At 54.4% G+C, this 19772-nt stretch carries 18 protein-coding genes, 2 tRNA genes and 1 rRNA gene; 11 read left to right on the top strand and 10 right to left on the bottom strand.

The genetic code is table 11. The features are described 5' to 3' along the window. Nucleotides 1-81: 81 nt before the first annotated feature. The 3 genes from MID00_RS06855 to MID00_RS06845 form a co-directional block, all read right to left on the bottom strand. On the bottom strand, nucleotides 82-1128 hold the full coding sequence (locus MID00_RS06855) for a TRAP transporter substrate-binding protein (RefSeq protein ID WP_009460120.1): 1047 nt from the start codon (nucleotides 1126-1128) through the stop codon (nucleotides 82-84). A 113-nt stretch (nucleotides 1129-1241) separates the two neighbouring features. Then, nucleotides 1242-2045 carry a putative hydro-lyase gene (locus MID00_RS06850; protein ID WP_250756480.1) on the bottom strand — a complete coding sequence of 268 codons (804 nt, stop codon included), beginning with the start codon at nucleotides 2043-2045 and terminating at the stop codon, nucleotides 1242-1244. A gap of 98 nt (nucleotides 2046-2143) precedes the next feature. Then, the gene (locus MID00_RS06845) at nucleotides 2144-3043 is read right to left on the bottom strand and encodes a LysR family transcriptional regulator (protein WP_254500072.1); all 900 of its coding nucleotides are present in this window, start codon (nucleotides 3041-3043) and stop codon (nucleotides 2144-2146) included. 124 nt (nucleotides 3044-3167) lie between these two features. Between MID00_RS06845 and waaC the strand changes: the two genes are divergently transcribed. Together waaC and MID00_RS06835 are read left to right on the top strand one after the other, a co-directional pair. Next, complete coding sequence (gene waaC / locus MID00_RS06840; protein ID WP_254500071.1) at nucleotides 3168-4169, top strand: lipopolysaccharide heptosyltransferase I; 1002 nt, start codon at nucleotides 3168-3170, stop codon at nucleotides 4167-4169. Between the two features lie 185 nt (nucleotides 4170-4354). Beyond that, nucleotides 4355-5680 (top strand): 3-deoxy-D-manno-octulosonic acid transferase, encoded by a 1326-nt coding sequence (locus MID00_RS06835; RefSeq protein ID WP_254500070.1) that lies wholly within the window; start codon nucleotides 4355-4357, stop codon nucleotides 5678-5680. A 155-nt stretch (nucleotides 5681-5835) separates the two neighbouring features. Here the strand turns inward: MID00_RS06835 and MID00_RS06830 are convergent, their stop codons facing one another. From MID00_RS06830 to MID00_RS06815, 4 genes are all read right to left on the bottom strand, one after another. Further along, complete coding sequence (locus tag MID00_RS06830; RefSeq protein WP_026483779.1) at nucleotides 5836-6045, bottom strand: cold-shock protein; 210 nt, start codon at nucleotides 6043-6045, stop codon at nucleotides 5836-5838. A gap of 254 nt (nucleotides 6046-6299) precedes the next feature. Next, nucleotides 6300-7130 carry a UTP--glucose-1-phosphate uridylyltransferase GalU gene (gene galU / locus MID00_RS06825; RefSeq protein ID WP_009460115.1) on the bottom strand — a complete coding sequence of 277 codons (831 nt, stop codon included), beginning with the start codon at nucleotides 7128-7130 and terminating at the stop codon, nucleotides 6300-6302. A 343-nt stretch (nucleotides 7131-7473) separates the two neighbouring features. Further along, complete coding sequence (locus tag MID00_RS06820; RefSeq protein ID WP_250756483.1) at nucleotides 7474-8310, bottom strand: type III pantothenate kinase; 837 nt, start codon at nucleotides 8308-8310, stop codon at nucleotides 7474-7476. Between the two features lie 38 nt (nucleotides 8311-8348). Then, nucleotides 8349-9218 carry a biotin--[acetyl-CoA-carboxylase] ligase gene (locus MID00_RS06815; RefSeq protein WP_009460113.1) on the bottom strand — a complete coding sequence of 290 codons (870 nt, stop codon included), beginning with the start codon at nucleotides 9216-9218 and terminating at the stop codon, nucleotides 8349-8351. A gap of 57 nt (nucleotides 9219-9275) precedes the next feature. On the opposite strand from MID00_RS06815, the gene MID00_RS06810 reads away from it, so the two are divergent. From MID00_RS06810 to lipB, 5 genes are all read left to right on the top strand, one after another. Then, entirely contained in the window at nucleotides 9276-9926 is a 651-nt protein-coding gene (locus MID00_RS06810) for an alpha/beta hydrolase (RefSeq protein WP_021447090.1), read from the top strand. A gap of 125 nt (nucleotides 9927-10051) precedes the next feature. Next, nucleotides 10052-11281 (top strand): D-alanyl-D-alanine carboxypeptidase family protein, encoded by a 1230-nt coding sequence (locus tag MID00_RS06805; RefSeq protein WP_035268521.1) that lies wholly within the window; start codon nucleotides 10052-10054, stop codon nucleotides 11279-11281. A 24-nt stretch (nucleotides 11282-11305) separates the two neighbouring features. Continuing rightward, nucleotides 11306-12178, top strand: coding sequence for a D-amino acid aminotransferase (locus MID00_RS06800; protein WP_009460109.1), 873 nt, complete (start codon nucleotides 11306-11308; stop codon nucleotides 12176-12178). Continuing rightward, entirely contained in the window at nucleotides 12175-12447 is a 273-nt protein-coding gene (locus MID00_RS06795; protein ID WP_009460108.1) for a DUF493 family protein, read from the top strand. Before MID00_RS06800 ends, MID00_RS06795 begins: the two co-directional genes overlap by 4 nt. An 18-nt stretch (nucleotides 12448-12465) precedes the next feature. After that, nucleotides 12466-13128, top strand: a complete 663-nt coding sequence (gene lipB, locus MID00_RS06790; RefSeq protein WP_254500069.1) for a lipoyl(octanoyl) transferase LipB — start codon at nucleotides 12466-12468, stop codon at nucleotides 13126-13128. A 72-nt stretch (nucleotides 13129-13200) separates the two neighbouring features. Here the strand turns inward: lipB and MID00_RS06785 are convergent, their stop codons facing one another. Beyond that, nucleotides 13201-13992: an enoyl-CoA hydratase gene (locus MID00_RS06785; protein ID WP_250756486.1), complete on the bottom strand. Its 792-nt coding sequence runs from the start codon at nucleotides 13990-13992 to the stop codon at nucleotides 13201-13203. A gap of 199 nt (nucleotides 13993-14191) precedes the next feature. Here MID00_RS06785 and lipA point away from each other — a divergent pair, with 199 nt between their 5' ends. Then, on the top strand, nucleotides 14192-15196 hold the full coding sequence (gene lipA / locus MID00_RS06780) for a lipoyl synthase (RefSeq protein ID WP_021447088.1): 1005 nt from the start codon (nucleotides 14192-14194) through the stop codon (nucleotides 15194-15196). A gap of 205 nt (nucleotides 15197-15401) precedes the next feature. Here the strand turns inward: lipA and MID00_RS06775 are convergent, their stop codons facing one another. After that, on the bottom strand, nucleotides 15402-15755 hold the full coding sequence (locus MID00_RS06775) for a hypothetical protein (protein WP_021447087.1): 354 nt from the start codon (nucleotides 15753-15755) through the stop codon (nucleotides 15402-15404). A gap of 30 nt (nucleotides 15756-15785) precedes the next feature. Further along, nucleotides 15786-16580 (bottom strand): uracil-DNA glycosylase, encoded by a 795-nt coding sequence (locus tag MID00_RS06770; protein WP_254500068.1) that lies wholly within the window; start codon nucleotides 16578-16580, stop codon nucleotides 15786-15788. 1285 nt (nucleotides 16581-17865) lie between these two features. On the opposite strand from MID00_RS06770, the gene MID00_RS06765 reads away from it, so the two are divergent. From MID00_RS06765 to MID00_RS06755, 3 genes are all read left to right on the top strand, one after another. After that, nucleotides 17866-19402, top strand: a 16S ribosomal RNA gene (locus tag MID00_RS06765). Nucleotides 19403-19495: 93 nt separating this feature from the next. Beyond that, nucleotides 19496-19572 (top strand) — tRNA-Ile (locus MID00_RS06760). 11 nt (nucleotides 19573-19583) lie between these two features. After that, nucleotides 19584-19659 (top strand) — tRNA-Ala (locus MID00_RS06755). Nucleotides 19660-19772: the final 113 nt, after the last annotated feature.

Genomic DNA, 19772 nt, shown 5'->3' with positions numbered 1-19772 from the left:
CCGTACAGGGTCTAGGAGGGAGGGGCCTGGGGTACAGGCAGCCTGCCACCGTGAGTCTGGTGGCAGGCAGGACGTACAGATTTACTTCTTGGCTTCGAAGCCCAGGATCGGGCTCAGGCTGGTGTTGAATGCAGCCACGGTGTCGGCGGCGCTACGCTCGGCCCACTTGGGAACCACGGTCTCGCTCATGACTTTCTTGAGCAGTTCACGGTCAGCGTCGGTAGGCTTGACCAGAGTCATCTTGCCTTTGACGGGCTGCGTGCAAGCGTCGGCGCCCGTGTTGCAGTCATAGCCTTCCTGTGTTTCCTTGGCAGCGGCAACCCAGATTTCTTCGGTCATGGCCTTGATGTTGCTGGCCAGGAACTCTTGAACTTTGGGGTCCAGCTTGTTCCAGGTGCCCAGGTTGGCAGCGTGAATCTGCTGGTTCCAGTTGATTGGCATTTCGTACAGCTTGGAGCTGACTTCGTACCATTTGGCCGAGTAACCGGACATGGAGCCGGTAATGGCGCAATCGACCACGCCGTTTTGCAGTGCGGGAACCACTTCACCGAATGGGATGGTCACGCTGTTGCCGCCCAGAGCCTGAACGAATTCAGCCTGAGTACGGCTGCTGGTACGCACCTTCTTGCCTTTCAGGTCGCTCAGGCCATTGAAGTTGCCATTGCAAAACAGAACTTGGGCAGGGTAGGTGGAAAAGCCCAGAACCTTGACGTTGCTCTTGGCGTAGAACTGTTCGTAGGCGGGAGTGAACGCGTCGGTCAGCTTCTTGGCCACTTCAATATCGGGAGCCAGACCAGCCAGGTCGATCGCTTCGTTAATGGAGTTGTCGCTGGCAAAGTAAGCCAGGGTGGCGGTACCGAAAGGAATCACACCTTGGCTGATCAAGCGCATGATTTCAGGACCTTTCAGGCCCATGTCGTTAAAGCCCTTGATATCGGCCGTGATCTGGCCGCCGGACAGCTCAGGTACTTTCTTGGTCCAGAAGGGCTGCTCGGTGTTCTGGTAGGCGGTCAGGTTGCTCAAGCCACCGACAACTTTCAAAGAAGTCTTGGGCAGTTCCTGGGCCATGGCAGCAGAGCCCAGGGCCAGCGAGCCCAAAGCCAGGGAGGTCAGTACGATTTTTTTCATAAGGTGCTCCTAATAGCGGTCCAGCTGTATGGTTGATAGAGTGCGCTCCCTGTTTGAAGGGGCTGCATATTGAAACCAAAGGGGTGACCGGTTTTGTGTCGGTCAAAACTTGCTTAAAGCGCGGCCAGCCGTGTGTTGGGCAGATCGGTAATCAACATATGGCCAGGGGCATGCGTGATACAAAACTGCGGCTTGGCCTGGGCGGCGACGGCTTGAGGGGTAACGCCGCAAGCCCAGAAAACGGGTAATTCGTCGGAGCCGACTGGCACAGCATCGCCATAGTCGGGTTGTTGCAGGTCGCTGATTCCAATCAGGGACGGATTGCCAATATGAACCGGGGCACCGTGCACGGACGGAAAGCGCGAGGTGATCTGAATGGCGCGAATGGCATCGGCCGCACGCATGGGGCGCATCGATACCACCAGCGGGCCAGACAGGCGCTGTGTGCCCTGGGTCTGGATAGAGCTGCGATACATGGGCACATTCACGCCCGCACTGATATGGCGTACATCAATGCCGTCGGCCAGCAGCGCTTCTTCAAAGGAGAAGGAGCAGCCAATCAGAAAGGACACCAGATCATCGCGCCAGACATCTTCGATGTTAAGTGGCTCGGCGCTGAGCTCGCCGTTCTGCCAGACACGGTAACGAGGGAAATCCGTGCGCAGATCAATCGAGCCACCCAAGGTTGGCACCTGAAACTGACCGGGTTCCGTCACGGCTAATAAAGGGCAGGGTTTGGGGTTGCGCTGACAAAACAGCAGGAACTCATCGGCCCAGTCTTTGGGCAGAATCATCAGGTTGGCCTGCACATAGCCTGCGGCCAGTCCTGCGGTAGGACCAGTATGAGTTTCTTGACGGATCAGCTCGCGGCATTTTTCAGCCTCGGGCGCCAGCACAGGCAGGGTTTGCAGGTTCATGATGACCACTCGCACAAAGGGGGTTGATCACAGCCTCGGATTGCAACCGATCAGATAATTTGTGTCCAATCGTATGTTTGAATCCTAGGCCATAACGATTACTTATCGGACTGCACGTATTGTTGGGCGATTTCTTGGGCGTGATTGGCCACGACGCGGGCAATATGACTGTCCGGAGAATCCATCCAGCAGGCAAAAAATTCGATGGCCGGCAGGGGCTGATCCACCTTCAAAAGGCGCAGTTTTCCCTCGGAAAGCTCGTCTTTTATGACCTCGGGAGCCAGCACGCTGGGGCCCATGGCATGACGCGTCATTTGCACGATTGTGCTTAGCGATGCACTGCCAAAAATACGTGGGGATTTGACGCCGGCACGCAGCAAAGCTTCGCGTGTGGCGAGGTAGGGAACGCTACCGGATGGATAGGTGATTACAGGGTAAACCCCTAGCTCGGAAACGCTGACTTTGCGGCTATGCAACTTCAATTCGGGACTGGCGACCCAGCCTAACTGATAAGCGCACAGTCGAATGCATTGTTCTTTGGGATCCTGGCCTACGCCCACAATCATGGCCATATCAATCTGGAAGCTGGCCAGTTGCTGGCGCAGCACGCTGGTGGTGTCGACATGAATCTCGATGACCAAAGCCGGGTATTCCTGATGCAGCTTGTCGATCAGCTCATGCAGCCAGGTCTGCACAATGGTTTCAGCCACCCCCAGACGCAGCAGGCCGCGGATGGCGTTCTGCTCTTTGGCGGCGCGCAGCATCTCGGTACGCAGATCCAGCATGCGCTGTGCGTGCGACAACAACTCCTGGCCTTTATCGGTCAGCTTGATGCCCCGGGCACCCCGATCAAACAAGCGCAGCTCCAGACTGGATTCCAGTCCGGCGATACGCTGAGAAATAGACGGTTGGGTCGTGTTGAGTTTTTCGGCAGCTGCCCGGAAACCGCCAAGCTCGGCAACCCATACAAAGGCTTCGATCTGTTTGAGATCAATCATGTTTCCGGTCCAGAAAATAGGCAGTCTTATTATGCCTGATGGCAATTGGCGGGCATAAGTAGAGCAGGCGGATATTTTTCTGCATCTTTGTTTGATTGGACGCGGCCACCACTATAATTCGCCCATGACTTGCAAGATACTGATTGTGCGTACATCCTCTTTGGGAGATCTGGTGCATATGCTGCCAGCAATCTCGGACATTGCACGCCATGTGCCCGGTGCACAAATTGATTGGCTCGTAGAAGAGAGCTTTGCTCAGATTCCGGGCTGGCATCCGGCAGTAAATGAAGTGATCCCGGTGGCGCATCGGCGCTGGCGCAAACAGTGGTGGTCTGCCCAGACACGCCAGGAACGCGCCGCCTTGCGCGAACAACTGCAATCACGCCAATACGATGTTGTGCTGGATATGCAGGCGCTGATGAAATCCATCTGGCTGGTACGGCAGACTAAAGGCTGTCGTCATGGGCTGGATTGGAAGTCGGCGCGTGAACCGCTGGCCTCGCTGTTCTACGATGTGCGTCATCGCGTCGGTTTCTGGCAGCCTGCTGTGTTCCGTCAGCGCAGCTTGGCCGCGTCTGCCTTTGGCTATCAGTTTGAAGGCGCTCCTGATTTTGGTTTGCAGGGTTTGGCCGCGCAAGCCCCCAAGGACGAGGATCCGTACGCCATCATCATGCCGTCGGCCAGCCGCGACGATAAGCTCTGGGAGCCGGAGAACTGGCAACAGGTCTTTGATCGCCTGCAAGGGGAAGGGATGGCACTGCGCTTGTTGGCGGGCAGCCCTGCCGAGTCTGCCCGTGCCGAGGCGCTGATTGTCGGTCGCAGCCAGGCTCAGGTGATGCCACGAATGGAGTTGACGCCTATCGCTCTGCAATTGGCTGGAGCGCAAGTCATGGTGGGTCTGGACAGTGGTCTGACGCATTTGTCAGCCGGTTTGGGTCGTCCTACTATTGGTATCTATAAAGCCTCGACCCCAGTGCGTACCCCCCTGGAAGGTTCCGCCTACACCGCCAGCCTGGGCGAGCGTGGGCATCCTCCTTCAGCGGAAACGGTGCTCTGTGCCATCGATCAGGCGCTGGGGCGGACAGGCGTGCCGGAGGCGGCCTTGTTGGACGCGCCAAAAGGCTAGTTCGGGTCTGATCGCCAATTCGTTTTTTTGTCAGCTGGCTTTGTGCTTACAATACGCGATGCTAAGGGGCCTGCAGCCCCGCCTGGGCGCAGGCCCTTTGTCTGCCTGACATTATTTTCTATTCGTCTTCCTGGTAGCGCCGAGCGTGGCTTGGCTGCTGCTGATTTCGTACTGAGGCTAAGCGGGTGAACCGATTCTTCTATACTGCCTCTATTCGCATATTGGCTCCAGCTTTGATGGCCTGGATGGGCTTGCGTGCCCGTCGAGCTGGTGGCGAATGGCAGGTGTTATCGGGTCCCCGCTTTGGTTTTTATGGTTCGCTGCCTGCGCCCAAGAAAGCCCCGGTGTGGGTGCATGCGGTCAGCTTGGGTGAAACGCGTGCGGCGCAGCCTTTGATTCGTGCTTTGCTGGATCAGGGTGAGACGGTCCTGTTAACCCATATGACAGTTACGGGCCGTACAGAAGGTGCGACTGCGTTTGCGGCTGAGATTGCCAGCGGGAAATTGCTGCAACAATGGCTACCTTACGACTTTCCGGGCTCGGTACGACGTTTTTTCGCCCATTACCGGCCATGTGCCGGGGTGCTGATTGAACGCGAGGTGTGGCCCAATCTATTGGCTGCGGCACGCCGGCAAGGTGTTCCCATGATGTTGGCCAGTGCCCGGTTCTCGGAAAGTGCATTGCGTACCAGCCTGAAAGCAGGTTCGGTCATGCGAGAGGCCTACCGCTCCTTCAAGTTGATCTATGCACAAAGCCTGGCTGATGCACAGCGGCTGGAGTTGGCGGGCGCACAAGGCGTGCGCGTGTCAGGGAATCTGAAGTTTGATGTAGTTTTGCCACAGGACAAGATTGCACGTGGCCGTGGCTTTGCCAGTGACCTGGGACGGCGTGTGGTGGTGATCGCCAGTACGCGCGAGACTGAGCATGTCGATTTCATTGATGCCATTGCCCATTACCTGCGCCGTGAACGCAAGCATGGGAGCGAGCTGCATAGCCCCGTCCTGTTTGTTGTGATTCCACGTCACCCGGAGCGGTTTGAAGAAGCGGCAGATTATCTGAATCAGCTAGGCTTGCGTTCCGTGCGGCGTAGCGAGTTGCTGGAGCAGGGCGATACCAGCACCAGTGCTATCAAGGCGTGTCGTGAAGTAGATGTGCTGCTGGGCGACACCCTAGGTGAAATGCACTGGTATTACGGCCTGGCACGAGTCGCCATTGTGGCGGGCAGCTTCCAGCCCTTGGGCGGGCAGAACTTTATCGAGGCCTGCGCAGTGGGTGTCCCTGTGATTGTGGGCCCGCATACTCATAATTTTGCCCAAGCCATGCAAGATGCCATGCAGGCCGGCGCTGCGATACGTGCGGGTACGCCAGCCTTGGCGTTGCAGCAGGCACTGGAGCTAGTAGATGATCCAGCACGTCATCACAAAATGGCTGATGCGGGTTTGCATTGGGTTCAAATGCACGAAGGCGCAGTGCAGCGTGTACTTTCTGGATTGGCACAAATCTGCGATTAAATACGTGGCTGTTTATTAGCTAATAAGTATTTAGTTTTACGTGTTTTGGAATTTGTGGCGATTTGATGACAGCTCGTCTTGATTTGAATCAAGTTAAATAAAAAAGCCCGCATATAGCGGGCTTTTTTGAGATCTAAAAACTGATCGAGATCGATTTACAGTTTTTGGATGCTCTTAGCTTGTGGACCCTTTTGGCCTTCAGCCGACACGTACGAAACACGCTGGTTTTCTTCCAAGGATTTAAAGCCCGTGCCCAAGATGTCGGAATGGTGAACGAAAAGATCTTTGCCACCGTTGTCGGGGGAGATAAAGCCGTAGCCTTTTTCGTTATTGAACCATTTCACGATACCGGTTTCTGTTTGCATTTCCTGCATTCCCTAAAAATGACGAGCAATCTGCTCAAAAAAGATTGTCAAGATGTAAAAATCAGGGCAATGAGTATTAGAAACAATACCGTATTGAACAAACTTCGACGAACTTGAAATCCTGCACCGCCAATCGTAGGGGGTATTTAACCTGTAAGTCAAGCTAAATCGACCCTCTGCGTGGTTTTAAGGCAGTGTTTGATCAACAATTGCAACCAAGCTTGTTATCGTAACGGACCCCTCTGCGCCCCTCGTTAAAGTCCGTGGTATTTACGACCAAATTCAAGCGTAGCATGAAAGAAACCGGACTTGCTACCACAGTCGTAACGTGTGCCTTCATATTCATATGCATATACCGCACGACTTTCCAAAAGACTGGCAATTCCATCCGTTAATTGAATCTCTCCACCTACCCCTGCTTGAGTGCGTCGCAGGTGGTCAAATATTTCCGCTTCCAATACATAACGGCCTACAACGGCTTGTGTAGAAGGGGCTACTTCGGGTGCGGGCTTTTCAATAATTCCATTAAGTCGAGTTGCTTTTGAGTCGACTAAATTACCCGAAACAATTCCATATTTATTTGTTTCATTTCTATTTACATTTTGAGTTGCCACAATACTTCCGTTGTATTGATGCGCAGCCTCAACCAGTTGCCGCGATACAGGTGTGGTGGCGTCGATCAGGTCGTCCGCCAGCAGGACCAGGAAGGGCTCGTTGCCCACGATGGGTGCAGCGCACAGCACGGCATGGCCCAGACCCAGCGCGCGTGGCTGGCGGGTGTAAATACAGCTGACATGGCTGGGAATGATGTTTTGAACGGCATCCAGCAATTCCAGCTTGTTCTTGCCTTCCAGTTCGTGTTCCAGTTCCGGGATGCTGTCAAAGTGATCTTCAATGGCTCGCTTGTTGCGGCCAGTGATAAAGATCAGTTCTGTGACTCCAGCGGCGACAGCCTCTTCGACAGCGTACTGAATCAGTGGTTTGTCGACAATTGGCAACATTTCCTTGGGCATGGCCTTGGTGGCGGGCAGAAAACGTGTGCCTAGACCGGCGACGGGGAAAACTGCTTTGCGTATGGGTTTCATAGTGTCGTCAATCGAGGATCAAGGGGAAGCGGGTGTTGGATGGGCCGGGGTTCCAAGTTGAATGGCATCTTGGTTACGCTGCGAAAACTGTCTAGGCTCACGGCCTTGTTCGCTGGGGGGCGTGCCAAAAAAGCCTTGTCCAAAAGCCAGCAAGGCAAGGTTTGCCACCAGGATCAGTATGAAAAGCAGTCGCATCGCAAATGCCCTGAAAAATACAGTTCAACCCAAGATTGTACGGGTAGGGGAGTTTAAGTTCATCCGTTTTAATGCCAATCGTATCTATGGGTCACCGGCAGTTCACAGGCAAGAGGGGGCAGAGGGACGGTTATAAGCTCGAATCGACTTACGGGTGGGCCGCAAACAGCGACAGACCCCGCAAGGCAGGAGTTTCCAGCTCGTGTAGATGGGGGGGCTCTATATTGAGCAAACGGCAATGATGGCTTAATTGTTCTAACAGTTCTTGCTGAGCCAGTGCGCGGCCACCGCCCGCCAGAAAGACCAATGGGCTGTGTCCCAGATGCTGACGGCCTTTCTCCCATTGTCGCAATACGGCTCCAGCCTGTGCTGCAGCCACCCCGGTACTGATAGCTTCCTGAGTATTGCGTGGGAACGCCGCAGTTTGCCCATGCGCCTCAGGAAGCTGCGCCGTATTTTGCTTGAGTGAAGCCAGCATCAAGCTGGGACCGGGCAGAATGGAGCCACCTAAAAAGTGACGCACTCCATTTTGTGCAGGTCCCAGCAAGTCAATCGTGGTAGCAGTACCAAAGCTGATCAGCAAGGCGCCTTGGTCGACCGGGTATTCCTGGGTTAGCAAATCGCTTAACCCTAATAAGGAGGCCCAACGGTCGGCACCCAATTGGCCAGCCTGTTCATAATCGTTGTGCAGCCCAAAAGCCTGCTCTTGGGCCTGCAACCAGCGTACCGAGCCCAAGCCCAGACGGCTGACGGCTGCATCAATTTGCGCTTGGACCTGTGGCCCGGCCACATTCACCCCTAGTGCTTGTACACCTTTTTGTTGGGCGAATTCTTGCAGCGGGGCCTGGCCTGCCTCCAGCCAAACCGCCAATTGATCCAATTGGTCGGCATGCACGCTAACCGGCTGGCTTTCGCGCGCGCCGCTTAAAGGATGACACCACCCTAGTTTGATACGGGTGTTGCCAGAGTCGATGAGCAGGGTCATGCCGGATCGTTAGAGCTAAAAAGGGTGCAGTATAGCGATCAGCGGTGAGCGCGAACGGAAACTTCGCCCACTGTGACCGCACGTTCGGAACCATCGGGGTGGCGCAATAATAATTGCCCCGAGGTATTGATGCCCGTCACGATGCCTGTATGCAGGACTTGGCCATTGTCAATAATATGGACTTGCTGGCCAATTAGTGCGTCAACTTGCGCGTAGCGTGTAGGCAGATCAGCAAAACCGTGGGCTGTGACATGGTTCAGGCTCAGGTACAGGCTTTGCGCGACTTTGGCCACAAGGTCCGAACAGCGTGCCAGAGATGCTTGCTGGGAGTGCTCAGCAATGCTGGTCCAGTCTGCAATGGCGCGTTGCGTGTTCTGGCTGATGGTCTCTGCCTCACGCAGGTTCAGGCCTATGCCGATAATCACCACATGATGGTCACTGGAGCTGGGCGCTGCACTGGCGCGGGTCGCCTCAACCAGAATGCCGGACAGCTTGGCCTGATCCCATAGCACGTCATTCGGCCATTTCATGGCCAGACGATTACGCACTGCCGGTTCCAGAAACTGGCGCAGTGCTTCCGTTGTTGCCAGACCGGACAGCGGCGAAAGAGTAGGCAGCTGCCGCGCAGGCAGAAAAATATCAAAGGCACAGGAAAACATCAGGTTTGCACCGACGCTGTTCTCCCATGTGCGTCCGGCACGCCCACGACCACGACTTTGCAGATGTGCGCCCAGCAACCAGGGACGCACACGCGGCCCGGATTCCTGACGAGCCAGGGCAAGCAAGTCGGCGTTGGTCGATTCGGTCGAGTCTACCCAGCGTATCTGGGGAAAATGTGGCAAGCGCGTACGCAGCTCTGCCACCATATCGCGCGGGCTGGGTAGGGTGAATGCAGAAGAGGTATTCATGACAATCCGGTACACTGGATGAGTTAAACGTAATCTTATGTGATATTTGATCTGAGCATGTCTGAACGCGTAGATACAATCCAATTTTCCGGCCAGGCCGGTGTTATTGACTGTGCTCTGGACTGGCCAGCGGGCGAGCCCAAGGGTTGGGCCTTGTTGCTGCATCCTCACCCTTTGCATGGTGGGGCACGTAACAACAAAGTGGTGACAACCTTGTCGCGCAGTGCCACTCAACATGGTTTGCTGGCAGTACGCCCGGATTTCCGTGGTGTCGGAAAGTCTGCCGGGGAGTTCGATAGCAGCCGCGGCGAAACTGCCGATATGCTGGCTTTGATTGAGCAATTCCCATCACATTTCCCGCAGTGGAGTTCCGGCCCATCCATGTTGGCCGGGTTTTCATTTGGCACTGCAGTCGCTGCTCAAGTGTATGCCAGCCTGCAGGAAGCCCAGGCACCTTTGCCCGGCGCCTTCATCCTGACTGGTACTGCGGTCAATCGTTTCCGCTTCCGGGATGTCAGCCCTCCTGCCGATACCTTGCTAGTGCACGGTGAAACCGACGATGTCGTTCCCTTGTCGGAAGGCATGGACTTTGCGCGTGAGCATCAGTTGCCCATGGTTGTGCTGCCAGAGGCCGGCCACTTTTTTCATGGCAAGCTGATTCAGTTGCGTGAGTTGGTCAGCCGTCATTTGGCCGGGCTTGGAACCTAAGCCGGGTTTTGCTTTCAAATCGTTGCGTTTTCCTGTTCAGACTCAGGGGCCTTGCCCCTCACAGGCCCAGATGGCTCTGCCATAATGGGTTCTTTCCGCCACTGTCAAAGCAATCGATTTTTTCCATGACTTCTATTCAAAAATTTGCATCTCCAGTCCTTTCTCGTTGTGTAGTGGCACTTGCCCTGGCGCTGCCTATGGTGGCTCAGGCACAGACTCAAACCCCTACCCCGACAGAATCGGCTCAAGTGCTTGGCGCTCAGACGCCTGCCTTGCCAGGTGATTTGTCCGTTGTACCCGCACCTAGCCTGACGGCACGTGCCTGGTTGTCCATGGACGTTAATAGTGGCCAGATCATCGCGGCAGAAGGGCTGAACGAACAGGTCGAGCCTGCCTCCCTGACCAAGCTGATGACGGCCTATCTGGTCTTTGATGCTTTGGAATCCGGTCGCCTGAAGCTGGATCAGACCGTTGTGATTTCGGACAAGGCATGGCGCACCGAAGGTTCGCGCATGTTCGTGAAAGTTAATTCGCAAGTGGCCGTGAATGATCTGCTGCAAGGCGTGATCGTGCAATCGGGTAATGACGCCTCTGTTGCCTTGGCCGAAGCCGTTGCGGGTAGCGAAGGTGCTTTTGCCGCCTTGATGAACGAAGAAGCCGCCAAGCTGGGTTTGACGGCTACGCATTTCAAGAACTCCACCGGCTTGCCTGATCCCGAGCATCTGACCTCGGTACGTGATCTGGGCGTGTTGTCCGCTGCGCTGGTTGCCCGCTTTCCTCAGTACCTGCACTACTACAGCCAGAAAGAGTACACCTATAACAATATCAAGCAGCCCAACCGTAACCGCCTGCTGTGGCTGGATAACACGGTTGACGGTCTGAAAACCGGCCACACCCAATCGGCCGGTTACTGCCTGGTGTCGACCGCCTTGCGCGATGGCCGTCGCGTAGTGTCGGTTGTGGTGGGCACGGCAAATGACGCCGCTCGTACAGAAAACAGCTTGAAGCTTCTGAACTGGAGCTTCCAGAACTTCGAAACCGTGAAGTTGTACGACGCCAGCAATCCTGCTGTTACCGCCCGTGTTTGGGAAGGTGAGGTCGAGAATGTAGGCCTGGGTACAGAAGGAGCCTTGTGGCTGACGGTTCCGCGCGGCAAGTCTTCGGAAATCAAGCCTGTCGCCAACTATACCCAGCCCTTGCTGGCTCCGTTGAGCAAGGGTGACAAGGTCGGTACACTGACTTTGTCCCTGGATGGCAAAGTATTGGCAGAACAGCCTTTGCTGGTGCTGCAAGATGTGCCCGAGGCAGGCTTTTTCGGTCGTATGGCTGACAAAGTGCGCTTGATGTTTGAGTAATTCATTGGTGCGAGGCTGAACCCTATGATTGCAGGCATTGACCCCGACAGCATTGTTTATTTGAACGGCGATTTCGTGCGCCTGGGCGAAGCGAAGATCTCGGTACTGGATCGTGGCTTCATCTTTGGCGACGGCATTTATGATGTCGTGCCTGCTTATCACGGGAAACCTTTCCGTATAGATGGACACCTGGGGCGCTTGGAGCGCAGTCTGGCAAAAGTGGGCATTACCAATCCTTTCACTCGACGTGAGTGGGAAAAGCTGGTGCTGGATATGCTGGCACGTTCAGGCCGAGGTGCCGACTGCATGGTCTACATTCAGGTGACGCGCGGTGTTGCCAAGCGCGACCATGCCTTCCCCAGCAATGTGCCGCCCAGCATCTTCATCATGGTCTCGCCCTTCAAGCGTGTGCAGCAAGAACGCGAAACGGGTTTGAAGGCAGTGGCTATTGAAGATGAACGCTGGCTGCGTTGCGATATAAAATCCGTTTCTCTGCTGGGCAATGTGTTGGCCAAGCAGCAGGCGGTTGAAGCCGGCGTGGACGAGGTCATTCAGTTCAGAGACGGTTTTCTGACCGAAGGGGCCTCCTGCAATATCTGGATTGTGCGCGACGGCACTTTGCTGGCACCCATGCGCAACAATTTGATCCTGGAAGGGATTCGCTACAGTTTGATGGAAGAGCTGGCCGCCCAGGCGGGTATAGCTTTTCAGGCGCGTCAGATCTCTCGTGAAGAGGTCGACACTGCCGATGAAATTATGATGACGTCAGCCACCAAAGAGGTGCTGCCCATCGTTGTATTTAACGGTCAGCCCGTCGGTGACGGACGACCCGGCCCTGTCTTTGCCAAATTACGTGAGGGCTATGACAAGGCCATCAAGGCTGCGGAGCAAGCATGACCATTTCCCCCGAAGAATCGTTGATCGAATACCCCAGTGACTTTCCTATCAAAGTCATGGGCCAGACTCACGAAACCCTGCAAGACGAATTGCTGGCTATCGTGCTGGAACATGATCCAGGCTTTGACGCTGCCACTATCGAGGTGCGTCCCAGCAAGGCAGGCAACTACACGGGCCTGACTTTCACGGTGCGCGCTGTTTCGCGTGAGCAGTTGGATAACCTTTACCGTGCCCTGCATGCGCATCATCTGGTGCGTGTGGTGATGTAAAGCAGGGATCAGGCGTTCATGTCCGACTCAGTTCGTATCAAGTGGTTTGAGCGGCCTAGCGCCTATGAACCCATCTGGCAGGCAATGCGCGACTTTACCGAGCAGCGCGGGCCAGAGACTGCTGATGAAATCTGGCTTGTCGAGCACATGCCTGTCTACACGCAAGGACAGGCCGGCAAGCCGGAACATCTGCTGAACCCCGGTGACATCCCCGTGGTGCAAACCGACCGGGGCGGGCAGATTACCTATCACGGCCCTGGGCAGTTAATGGTGTACTGCCTGTTTGATCTGCGCCGGGTAGGCCTGTACGTCAAAGAATACGTACGCCTTTTGGAAGAGGCTGTTATTGCCTGTCTGACGCATTTTGGTGTCGAAGGAGCTTGCTGCAAGCCAGGGGCACCGGGTGTCTATGTACCGCAAGGGGTGGCAAGCCAGGAGTTGGCCAAGATTTCCGCATTGGGGATCAAGATTCGCAATGGCCGCTCTTACCATGGACTGGCCTTGAATATAGGCATGGATCTAAGCCCATTTAGCGGTATCAATCCCTGTGGCTATGAAGGGCTGCAAACAACGGATATGCGTTCGCAAGGTGTTGTGGTCCCTATGGACGAGGTTGCACAGTATTTGTCTAGTTATCTATCGCAAGCGATGGCTCTGCGCCTACAGGCAGCGGCAGCTTAAATAGCGCAGCGATAAAGCGCCGCATGTGGCGGCGCTCATCTTTATATTGTTATTTATTCGTCAAGTGCCGCCTCAGGTTCCGCTCCAGTGCGGCGCGCGTTTCTCGATAAAAGCATCAATACCTTCGCAGGCATCATTGCTCATCATATTGTCAGCCATGACCTGACCGGCGTAGTCGTAGGCTTGTTCAATAGCCAGGCTGCGCTGGCGGTAGAACATGGCCTTGCCTGCGCGGACGGCGACCGGACTCTTGGCCATGATGCTGTCGGCCAGTTTCTGTACGGTTTGATCCAGCTGGTCTTCGGCTACCGCGTAATTGATCAGCCCCAGCTCTTGAGCTCGTTGGGCGCTGATGAATTCGCCAGTCATCAACATTTCCATGGCGGCCTTGGGTGGCACGCAGCGTGACAGGGCAACAGCAGGGGTGGAGCAGAAAAGACCAACATTAATGCCGGATACTGCAAAGCGAGTGGACTCGACGGCCACAGCCATATCGCAGGTGGCAACCAACTGACAGCCCGCTGCGGTGGCCAGCCCTTGCACACGAGCAATCACCGGCACGGGCAAGGCCAGCACAGCTTGCATGACCCGGCTGCAGCGGCTGAACAGATCCCGGTAGTAGTCATGTTCAGGTTTGGAGCGCATCTGTTTCAGATCGTGCCCGGCACAAAAGGCCTTGCCTTCCGCCTGAATGATGACGCACTGCAAGCTGGGGTCCTGGGCCAGCTTGTCCAGAATGTGTTGTAAAGAGTCCAACACTTCTTCAGACAGCGCGTTGTACTTGGCGGGCCGGTTCAAGGTGATGCGGGCCAGTCCCTGATGCTGTTCCAGCAGGACGGGATCGGCGAGGTGCTCTTGTGACATGCAAGTCTCCGTACTTATAGTATGTGCAGGTTTTATTTTCGGGTGTTGCTGCATCGTTAAGTCGACCTCTATATTAGAGGGGTCTGGTACAAACTATCGCCCTTGTTCTAGGCGCTTGTAAAGCGAAGGGGCTACAATCGATCACTGCGCCCATCGTTTAGTGATGTTGCCCGCACGCTGTTTTTCTATTTAGACGCCTATGACCACCCCTACAGATACGTCCGTCGATTCCAAACCTACTGTGCGCCCTCGCGTTGTCGAATACGACGCAACGCAAAAGCAGAAGGCCGAGGCCAAGACCTCGCGCATTCCCATTAAGGTCGTGCAGGCAGAGCGTTTGAAAAAGCCTGATTGGATTCGGGTGAAGGCGGCTGCACCGAACTCCCGTTTCTACGAGATCAAGGAAACTCTGCGCGAGCACAAGCTGTTCTCGGTGTGCGAAGAAGCCTCCTGTCCCAATATCGGGGAGTGTTTTGGCAAGGGCACGGCCACCTTCATGATCATGGGTGACAAGTGCACACGTCGTTGCCCATTCTGTGATGTGGGCCATGGCCGTCCTGACCCGCTGGACGAGAATGAACCTGCCAACCTGGCCAAGGCCATTGGTGCCATGAAGTTGTCCTACGTGGTTATTACCTCCGTAGACCGTGACGATTTGCGTGATGGTGGCGCTGCCCACTTTGTGGAATGTATCCGTCAGGTGCGCGAGCATTCGCCAACTACGACCATTGAAGTGCTGGTGCCGGACTTCCGTGCTCGTCTGGATCGTGCGTTGGGGATCCTGAATGCCTGCCCTCCAGATGTGATGAACCACAACCTGGAAACGGTACCTCGCTTGTACAAGCAGGCGCGTCCTGGTTCGGATTACCACCACTCCTTGAAACTGTTGCAAGAGTTCAAGAAGTTGCATCCAAACATTCCAACCAAATCTGGTTTGATGGTTGGCTTGGGTGAGACCAACGAAGAGATTCTGGAAGTGATGCGCGATATGCGTGCTCACGATATTGATATGCTGACCATTGGCCAGTATTTGCAGCCATCCGGCCACCACTTGCCCGTGATGCGCTACGTGACGCCTGATGAATTCTTGATGTTTGAGCGCGAGGCCTATGCAATGGGCTTTACCCATGCGGCGGTTGGTGCCATGGTGCGTTCGTCCTATCATGCAGACCAGCAGGCGCATGCAGCAGGTGTGCAACCTTAAAGATAAGAGAGCAGGTCTTTGTAAGACTTGGCTTTTATTTGAAGAACCCGGCCTTGGCGCCGGGTTTTTTATGACTTCCGGGTTTTCCGGTGTTGTTGATCCGCGTCTGCCTGTTTTTTACAGGTTCCAGGACAGCCAGCGAGCCGTTAGCGGTTTTTGGGGCATGTATCCCTGGCTGCCTGTATCAATGCTTGCCGGTGTCTATTTATTCGGACGGTGGGCTTTCTACTGCATCACTCTGGGCCAGAGCCTTGGTAGACAAGCTCTCTATATAAGGCTCCAGCACTTCGTCGTAATCTTCGACGCCCAGATACCAGGCCGTCAGACCTTTGCTGTCTTGTTTGAGATCAGTCCAGCAGAATAAAGAGCGATCAAAAGAGTCCTTGATGGTCTCGTTCACAAACTTGAACAATTCATCCAGCAAGGGCAGGCTGCTTAAGGGGACGGCAAATGGCGTTTCTCCCTGAAATTGCCAGCCATATTGTTCGAGCAGTTCGTTCGACCAAAGAGCATGTTGTTCTTGAGAGCTTAATTCTGGATTGGCAGGGCTTAAAGGCATGGTTCTGGATCAGGTAAGGGGAACGGATGGTCAAGCGCCGGTGGCAAACCATTGTATGGGAGCGACGCCTTGCTCCTTGAGCCACTCATTGGCTTGCTGGAAATGACCGCAACCAATAAAAGGAACAGGGGGGCGGCGAGCAGCCAAGGGGGAAGGGTGATTGGCTTTCAAAATTAGGTAAGGATGCTGGGAGTGCTGCTGAATCAGTGCTTCTTTGGCTTGGGCGTGGGCACCCCACAACATATAAACAATAGGGCGTGTAGTCTGCTGGGCCAGGTTCATCAGCAGGGAGTCAGTAATCTGCTCCCAGCCTTTCTTGGCGTGAGAGGCAGGCAAACCATCTTCTACAGTCAGCGATGTATTCAATAGCAAGACACCTTGTCGACCCCAGTTGCTCAGATCATGACTGTTTGGCAAGGCGGTGTCGGGATACTCCAGCTCCAACTCTTTAAAGATATTGCGCAGACTGGGTGGAGCCGGGCAGGTGTCAGGCACAGAAAATGACAGGCCCTGTGCCTGATTGGGCCCGTGATAAGGATCCTGGCCCAGAATCACTACGCTGACTTTTTGCAATGGCAGCAGCTCCAGTGCGCGGAAAGGGGCGGCCGGATAAATAGAGGCGCCATCCTGGCACTCCTTGTCCAACCACTTGGCCAGAGTTGCCAATATGTCTTGCAGCTCCGGGCGATCCAATGTTGCACGCCAGTCGCTGGGAAGGCGGGCAATTTGATTCAGGATGTTCTCGGTCAGGAGATTGCCGGAGAGTAGTTCCTCACCAATCAGGCTGAGCTGTGCCGCAGGGGCTTGAGAAGATGAGCGGGCCATAGTCTGCATACAGAGTTATTTGTCCGCCTATTGTAATAGGGGAGAGGTGGCCTACCTATCTGCTTGGATGGGGTGCCTCTATATAGAGAGGGGTTTGGCGGTCAAAAGTAGGTGCTTGGTATGCCTCTATATATAGAGGGATGACCGGCGCTCTATATATAGAGTGTTGTAGACCAGGTTCCAGATTAGCGGTCCATGGTGGTAGCCTGGGATTTGTGTAGCCTTCCCCAGGATTGCAACTGCATTCTTATCTTGTCTGTCTGTCTGTCTGTCTGTCTGTCTGTCTGTCTGTCTGTCTGTCTGTCTGTCTGCGAAAATACGTTTGGGGCGGGAATTCAGCGCGAAACAGGAGAATCGATGCTGAGCTGGAGAGGATACGCCTGGAATCGACCTGTTCTGCGATGGGGCATCCGGGCGTTTCACCTGCCAGTTCTGGTGTCTCTCCAGCTATGAACGAAATATAGTCATTTTAGTATCATTTGGTTGCATTTAAATTTTATCATATATAACAATGATCTAAGTGGAAAAGCACTGTAAACCGCCTCTTTTACATGAAATTTTGAGGTAAAAAACTTGCAAAGCGGAAAATCGTCGTGCTATAGTTCTTTTCTCGCTGCAGCACACACAGGGTTTTCCCCGAAGCGCCGCAGAGAGCAGTTAAACAAGTTTCACCGCCTTGGCCAAGAGGCCCGCACCGAAGCTTGAATGACTGGTCAGGAAACTGACAGGGTGTAAAACCCGGAGCTTGACAAATCAGAAAATTCTGTGTTAAAGTTCTAGGTTCTGCTCCAGAGAACGCAACGTTAAGTTTTTAAGCGGTTTTGCAGGTTGAAACGGTTTTGAGAATTTACCCTTGTTTGTGAAGTTGGATAGTTAACCTCACGGTTGATTGTTCAGCAGGTAAGAAAGAACGAAAGTTCTGGTTTAAGCGGGACGAGTTGGACGGTTTTAAAACTTTCTAGCTTCTTCAAAAAGACGCTTGACACACTACCTGATCTGCTTCATAATCTCGTTTCTCTGCTGCTAACACAGCAAGGTACGAAGCGCCAAGCGCGACGAGCCAGCCGGGTTAGTCAGTAGAACGACAGGCAACTGTCACTGCTCTTTAACAATTAACAGCCGATAAGTGTGGGCGCTTGGAATGAGCGAGTCGAACCCTTCGGGGATCGCCACAAGTTTGTATCAAGTGCTCACAAACGAAAGATGAAGAATTACCTTGTGTAACTCTGAATTTTTCTTTGAGACACAATCGGTCTCGTCGCAAGACGGGACAACCACAGAGATTAAACTGAAGAGTTTGATCCTGGCTCAGATTGAACGCTAGCGGGATGCTTTACACATGCAAGTCGAACGGCAGCGCGAGAGAGCTTGCTCTCTTGGCGGCGAGTGGCGGACGGGTGAGTAATATATCGGAACGTGCCCAGTAGCGGGGGATAACTACTCGAAAGAGTGGCTAATACCGCATACGCCCTACGGGGGAAAGGGGGGGATCGCAAGACCTCTCACTATTGGAGCGGCCGATATCGGATTAGCTAGTTGGTGGGGTAAAGGCTCACCAAGGCAACGATCCGTAGCTGGTTTGAGAGGACGACCAGCCACACTGGGACTGAGACACGGCCCAGACTCCTACGGGAGGCAGCAGTGGGGAATTTTGGACAATGGGGGAAACCCTGATCCAGCCATCCCGCGTGTATGATGAAGGCCTTCGGGTTGTAAAGTACTTTTGGCAGAGAAGAAAAGGTATCCCCTAATACGGGATACTGCTGACGGTATCTGCAGAATAAGCACCGGCTAACTACGTGCCAGCAGCCGCGGTAATACGTAGGGTGCAAGCGTTAATCGGAATTACTGGGCGTAAAGCGTGTGTAGGCGGTTCGGAAAGAAAGATGTGAAATCCCAGGGCTCAACCTTGGAACTGCATTTTTAACTGCCGAGCTAGAGTATGTCAGAGGGGGGTAGAATTCCACGTGTAGCAGTGAAATGCGTAGATATGTGGAGGAATACCGATGGCGAAGGCAGCCCCCTGGGATAATACTGACGCTCAGACACGAAAGCGTGGGGAGCAAACAGGATTAGATACCCTGGTAGTCCACGCCCTAAACGATGTCAACTAGCTGTTGGGGCCGTTAGGCCTTAGTAGCGCAGCTAACGCGTGAAGTTGACCGCCTGGGGAGTACGGTCGCAAGATTAAAACTCAAAGGAATTGACGGGGACCCGCACAAGCGGTGGATGATGTGGATTAATTCGATGCAACGCGAAAAACCTTACCTACCCTTGACATGTCTGGAAAGCCGAAGAGATTTGGCCGTGCTCGCAAGAGAACCGGAACACAGGTGCTGCATGGCTGTCGTCAGCTCGTGTCGTGAGATGTTGGGTTAAGTCCCGCAACGAGCGCAACCCTTGTCATTAGTTGCTACGCAAGAGCACTCTAATGAGACTGCCGGTGACAAACCGGAGGAAGGTGGGGATGACGTCAAGTCCTCATGGCCCTTATGGGTAGGGCTTCACACGTCATACAATGGTCGGGACAGAGGGTCGCCAACCCGCGAGGGGGAGCCAATCTCAGAAACCCGATCGTAGTCCGGATCGCAGTCTGCAACTCGACTGCGTGAAGTCGGAATCGCTAGTAATCGCGGATCAGAATGTCGCGGTGAATACGTTCCCGGGTCTTGTACACACCGCCCGTCACACCATGGGAGTGGGTTTCACCAGAAGTAGGTAGCCTAACCGCAAGGAGGGCGCTTACCACGGTGGGATTCATGACTGGGGTGAAGTCGTAACAAGGTAGCCGTATCGGAAGGTGCGGCTGGATCACCTCCTTTTAGAGCGAATGGCTCGCAAAGCGAAAGCGTCCACACTTATTGGCTGTTAGTTAATGTCATGACCATTGAAGGTATCGCCCACTGGTGATAGATGGGTCAGTAGCTCAGTCGGTTAGAGCACCGTCTTGATAAGGCGGGGGTCGTTGGTTCGATTCCAACTTGACCCACCAACGATTACCTCGGGGGATTAGCTCAGCTGGGAGAGCACCTGCTTTGCAAGCAGGGGGTCGTCGGTTCGATCCCGTCATCCTCCACCACCGCTTTTGTGGTTGGTTGTCGATACAGCAAGGTTCATGACAGAGTATAGGGCACAGGCCAACAGCGGTTGACCTGGCGCTAGATTCAACGAAGAGTGTTCTTTTTAAAGAAT

The sequence above is a fragment of the Alcaligenes sp. NLF5-7 genome, assembly GCF_024266725.1.
Classification (GTDB): domain Bacteria; phylum Pseudomonadota; class Gammaproteobacteria; order Burkholderiales; family Burkholderiaceae_B; genus Alcaligenes; species Alcaligenes phenolicus.
The sequence above is the reverse complement of the archived record's forward strand: the minus strand, read 5'-3'. Positions and strand labels throughout refer to the sequence as shown.

What these genes read in the sequence shown, in the direction of transcription:
- MID00_RS06855 (WP_009460120.1), bottom strand. Translation starts at nt 1,128, where the DNA reads ATGAAAAAAATCGTACTGACCTCCCTGGCTTTGGGCTCGCTGGCCCTG.
- MID00_RS06850 (WP_250756480.1), bottom strand. Translation starts at nt 2,045, where the DNA reads ATGAACCTGCAAACCCTGCCTGTGCTGGCGCCCGAGGCTGAAAAATGC.
- MID00_RS06845 (WP_254500072.1), bottom strand. Translation starts at nt 3,043, where the DNA reads ATGATTGATCTCAAACAGATCGAAGCCTTTGTATGGGTTGCCGAGCTT.
- waaC (WP_254500071.1), top strand. Translation starts at nt 3,168, where the DNA reads ATGACTTGCAAGATACTGATTGTGCGTACATCCTCTTTGGGAGATCTG.
- MID00_RS06830 (WP_026483779.1), bottom strand. Translation starts at nt 6,045, where the DNA reads ATGCAAACAGAAACCGGTATCGTGAAATGGTTCAATAACGAAAAAGGC.
- galU (WP_009460115.1), bottom strand. Translation starts at nt 7,130, where the DNA reads ATGAAACCCATACGCAAAGCAGTTTTCCCCGTCGCCGGTCTAGGCACA.
- MID00_RS06820 (WP_250756483.1), bottom strand. Translation starts at nt 8,310, where the DNA reads ATGACCCTGCTCATCGACTCTGGCAACACCCGTATCAAACTAGGGTGG.
- MID00_RS06815 (WP_009460113.1), bottom strand. Translation starts at nt 9,218, where the DNA reads ATGAATACCTCTTCTGCATTCACCCTACCCAGCCCGCGCGATATGGTG.
- MID00_RS06810 (WP_021447090.1), top strand. Translation starts at nt 9,276, where the DNA reads ATGTCTGAACGCGTAGATACAATCCAATTTTCCGGCCAGGCCGGTGTT.
- MID00_RS06805 (WP_035268521.1), top strand. Translation starts at nt 10,052, where the DNA reads ATGACTTCTATTCAAAAATTTGCATCTCCAGTCCTTTCTCGTTGTGTA.
- MID00_RS06800 (WP_009460109.1), top strand. Translation starts at nt 11,306, where the DNA reads ATGATTGCAGGCATTGACCCCGACAGCATTGTTTATTTGAACGGCGAT.
- MID00_RS06795 (WP_009460108.1), top strand. Translation starts at nt 12,175, where the DNA reads ATGACCATTTCCCCCGAAGAATCGTTGATCGAATACCCCAGTGACTTT.
- lipB (WP_254500069.1), top strand. Translation starts at nt 12,466, where the DNA reads ATGTCCGACTCAGTTCGTATCAAGTGGTTTGAGCGGCCTAGCGCCTAT.
- MID00_RS06785 (WP_250756486.1), bottom strand. Translation starts at nt 13,992, where the DNA reads ATGTCACAAGAGCACCTCGCCGATCCCGTCCTGCTGGAACAGCATCAG.
- lipA (WP_021447088.1), top strand. Translation starts at nt 14,192, where the DNA reads ATGACCACCCCTACAGATACGTCCGTCGATTCCAAACCTACTGTGCGC.
- MID00_RS06775 (WP_021447087.1), bottom strand. Translation starts at nt 15,755, where the DNA reads ATGCCTTTAAGCCCTGCCAATCCAGAATTAAGCTCTCAAGAACAACAT.
- MID00_RS06770 (WP_254500068.1), bottom strand. Translation starts at nt 16,580, where the DNA reads ATGGCCCGCTCATCTTCTCAAGCCCCTGCGGCACAGCTCAGCCTGATT.